Source organism: Ferroglobus sp. (assembly GCF_015521575.1).
Taxonomy (GTDB): Archaea; Halobacteriota; Archaeoglobi; order Archaeoglobales; family Archaeoglobaceae; genus Ferroglobus.
In genome coordinates, this window is the sequence record NZ_WANY01000249.1 from 1 (window position 1) to 3,212 (window position 3,212).

Consider the following 3,212-nt stretch of genomic DNA (forward strand, 5'->3'; position numbering starts at 1 on the left):
ATTCTGCCCGTTTATCTCTAACAGCTGTTTTCACAACCAAAGCTCGAAATTTCGTTAAGAGTAAAGACGAATCTGACTTTTGCTTGCTTTAATTAGCTCTACTATCAGCGGTACTAACGGACAAATATAAGATCGCAGTATGGAATTAACAGACCCGTAAACTTTACTCTCCCAGAATATTTTTCAACTAACTTTGATGAAGCTGAAAGAATTAGTGGAAGGGCTTAATCTCTTTGAGAGGGAAAGGTTTCCGAACGTCATCAGGATTTTTGGCATAGCAACTTACATCCAAACTTCTTCGGCAAGGAGGACTGCAAAAATCTCTCTGAGTTTCGTCCTATTTCCCACACAACTGTCTGGAAATGGGTAAAGAAGTTTGAAGAAAAACTACCAATTTCGACTGAGAAGAAGAAAAGAAATCTCGCAGCGATTGACGAAACTGTTGTTAAAGCTAACAAAAAGAAGTTTTACGTTTTCTCTGCTATAGACATTGAAAAAAACGAATTAGTTCTGATGAAATCTTGCATGACGAAGCGAAGAACCGTAAGAGTCGCTAATCTCTCTGAAAAGTTGCTTTTAACTTAGAGATGACGACAATGGAAATGCCCGAAGACTCAGTACAAATTTCGAATATACACAACACGGGATTTTACAGGAAAGATAAAAAAGTCTGAACTTAATCGACTCAATATGCTCTCAACTTCGAATTAATGCTGCAAAAAGCAATTTGATAATCAAGAGGTTTTTGGAAGTAAAAAGCAGATAGAAAGAAAAAGGCTACTCGACAGCCAACCTTTCAAGCTGGCTCGTTAAGTTCCATATCATAGTTCTTACGTGCATCGGTAGGTTTGGATCTGCTGAAAGCTCCTCAAGAGTTGAAATGGCTGTAGCGGCTTTTACCGCTATGTTTTCTCCCGAACTTAGCTCCTCCTTTATTTCGCTTGCAACTCTCCTAACGTTTCTCGGAACGGAATCGTCGTGGATTATCTTATTCAAAATGTCCAACGCATTCTTCAGAGCTTCGTTCATGTCATCACCTCCGAAAAAGAAATTTACACTTTGTTCGCTAATAAACTCATGGTGGATAAAAAAATTTCGGAAGCAGCCGAACTTCTTTACAAGGGAGCAAAAATGCTTCAGTTTCACTGTCAAGATTGCGGATTGCCTTTGTTCAGGCACGAGGGTAAAACGTTTTGTCCCGGATGTAAAGTGGAGTACGAAATTGTGGAAAATTACGTAAAAAAGGTAGGAGAGATTAAAGAAGAAGAGAAAGAGGAAAAAGAGGTTGTCGAAAAAAAGGAAGAAAAAGTGGCTCCTACGAAAACGAGATTTGCTGTAAATTTCGATTACGTTGAGGAAAATCTGACAGAAGTTATGAAGAAACTCTCGGAAAAGCTCGTTAAAGCTGACAGTTTGAGGGAGATGGAGGAGATCATTTCGATTCTAAACGAAATAGTTGAGTTGAGTGAAAGGTTGAAAAAGCTCAGAAACTCTTAAGCTTTAAAAATTTCGCCAAACTCCTCTATGCTCCTTTCGCTGTTAAGCAATTCCTTCAGAATGCTTACGAGTTCTTCCACCTTAACTCTCACTTGCTTCGTCGTGTCTCTGTCTCTTATGGTCACTGTGTTGTCTTCGAATGTTTGGTGGTCCACGGTAACGCAGAACGGAACGCCTATCTCGTCAAACCTTCTGTATCTTCTCCCTATACTTCCCGAATCGTCGTATTCTGTGTAAATTCCACTTTCTCTTAACATCTCCACGATTTCCAGAGCTTTTTTCTGGAACTCCTCCCTTGAGAGTAGAGGTAGCACAGCCACATCTATTGGAGCGATCCACCTCTTCAGTCTAAGCACCCTCCTCTCCTCTCCGTCAACGACATCTTTATCGAATGCATGCTCGAGCAAAACGTAGGTAATTCTGTCCAAACCGAAAGACGGTTCTACAACGTGCGGTATTACCCTTTCTCCGTGCACTTCCTCTTCGACCTCTCTTATCTCATAGAACTCTCTGGAGAGCTTTATTTTTTCACCGTCCACAACGACTTCGACTTCGTCTTCAGCATTTTCGAGCTTCTCAAGCTCCTCAGCAATTTTCTTAGCTTTGTCTTTGTAAACTGGTCCGAGTTTAGCTAAATTCGGAACGACCTTTTTCCTTTTTACCTTTATAGGCTCCTTAAACGGAACGAAAACGCTCAAATCCTCGCCGCTGAACTGCGTGTGTCTGCTTAAATCGTAGTCGCTTCTGTCCGCTATTCCTACAATTTCAACCCAGCCGTAGGAGGTTAAAGCTTCGGCGTCCCAACAATCCACAGCATAATGGGCTCTTTCATCGTCTTTGTGCTGTCTAAAACGAAGCTTCTCATCCTTAACTCCAGCTTCAAGTAAAAATCTTCTCGTTTTTCCTATAAAGTACGCTAAAAGCTCGTGCGCTATTATTCCCTTCTCAACAGCCTCCTTCAAAGTAACTTTATGCTCCTTATCGAATTTGTCCACGAGGGTGACAACATCGTTGGCGTACTTGTAAAATTCCGGATGCTTTTTCTCCCCGGGATGGCAGAAAAACTCCAATTCCGCCTGATTGAACTCTCTAAGCCTTATAACTCCCTGCCTCGGGCTTATCTCGTTTCTGTAAGCCCTTCCAATTTGAGCCACGCCGAAAGGCAACTTGTCCCTAAAGTAATTTGAGAGTCTTTTAAAAGCTATGAAAATACCCTGAGCTGTTTCTGGGCGGAGATAACCCTTTTTACCTTTCCCAGGACCGATTTTCGTTTCGAACATTAAGTTGAAGTGGAACGGTTTTTTGAAATTTCCACCGCACTCGCATTTCAAGTTAAATTCAACAACAACATCCCAAACCCTCTCTATCGTCGGATCCACTTCAATATTCAGCTTCTCCTTTATGTAGTGATCAGCTCTAAAAACCCTTCCACAACTCTCGCATTCAATCGCAACGTCTGTAAAACCCTCAGCATGCCCCGAAGCTATGAAAACTTCTTCAACACCTATTGTTGGCGTATCTATTTCAACGCTCCTTTCGTTGATCACGAAATATTTTCTCCACAGGTTTTCGAGTTTCCTCCTTACTGCATTTCCCAAAGGACCGTAATCGATGAAGCCCGCCATTCCTCCGTAGATTTCGAAGGACTGCCAGAGAAATCCTCTTCTGACGAGCATTTCCATGATTTCGCTCATGGTTTTAGGTTAGCGTTAAGG

4 protein-coding genes are annotated in these 3,212 nt (G+C 41.7%); 2 read left to right on the plus strand and 2 right to left on the minus strand.

Annotation, left to right across the window (positions count from 1 at the left end):
- The first annotated feature begins 196 nt into the window (after positions 1 to 196).
- Positions 197 to 370 (plus strand): hypothetical protein, encoded by a 174-nt coding sequence (locus F7C14_RS10005; protein WP_290902465.1) that lies wholly within the window; start codon positions 197 to 199, stop codon positions 368 to 370.
- Between the two features lie 407 nt (positions 371 to 777).
- On the opposite strand, the gene F7C14_RS10010 is transcribed toward F7C14_RS10005, so the two are convergent.
- Complete coding sequence (locus tag F7C14_RS10010; RefSeq protein ID WP_012965924.1) at positions 778 to 1,029, minus strand: UPF0147 family protein; 252 nt, start codon at positions 1,027 to 1,029, stop codon at positions 778 to 780.
- Positions 1,030 to 1,077: 48 nt separating this feature from the next.
- Here F7C14_RS10010 and F7C14_RS10015 point away from each other — a divergent pair, with 48 nt between their 5' ends.
- Entirely contained in the window at positions 1,078 to 1,497 is a 420-nt protein-coding gene (locus tag F7C14_RS10015) for an Sjogren's syndrome/scleroderma autoantigen 1 family protein (RefSeq protein WP_290902468.1), read from the plus strand.
- On the opposite strand, the gene glyS is transcribed toward F7C14_RS10015, so the two are convergent.
- Complete coding sequence (gene glyS / locus F7C14_RS10020) at positions 1,494 to 3,191, minus strand: glycine--tRNA ligase (RefSeq protein WP_290902470.1); 1,698 nt, start codon at positions 3,189 to 3,191, stop codon at positions 1,494 to 1,496. The two genes, F7C14_RS10015 and glyS, sit on opposite strands and share 4 nt — an antisense overlap.
- Between the last annotated feature and the right edge of the window lie 21 nt (positions 3,192 to 3,212).

Bases quoted from the DNA above. Each gene is read 5' to 3' on its own strand.
- glyS (WP_290902470.1), bottom strand. From the start codon at position 3,191: ATGAGCGAAATCATGGAAATGCTCGTCAGAAGAGGATTTCTCTGGCAG.
- F7C14_RS10005 (WP_290902465.1), top strand. From the start codon at position 197: ATGAAGCTGAAAGAATTAGTGGAAGGGCTTAATCTCTTTGAGAGGGAA.
- F7C14_RS10015 (WP_290902468.1), top strand. From the start codon at position 1,078: ATGGTGGATAAAAAAATTTCGGAAGCAGCCGAACTTCTTTACAAGGGA.
- F7C14_RS10010 (WP_012965924.1), bottom strand. From the start codon at position 1,029: ATGAACGAAGCTCTGAAGAATGCGTTGGACATTTTGAATAAGATAATC.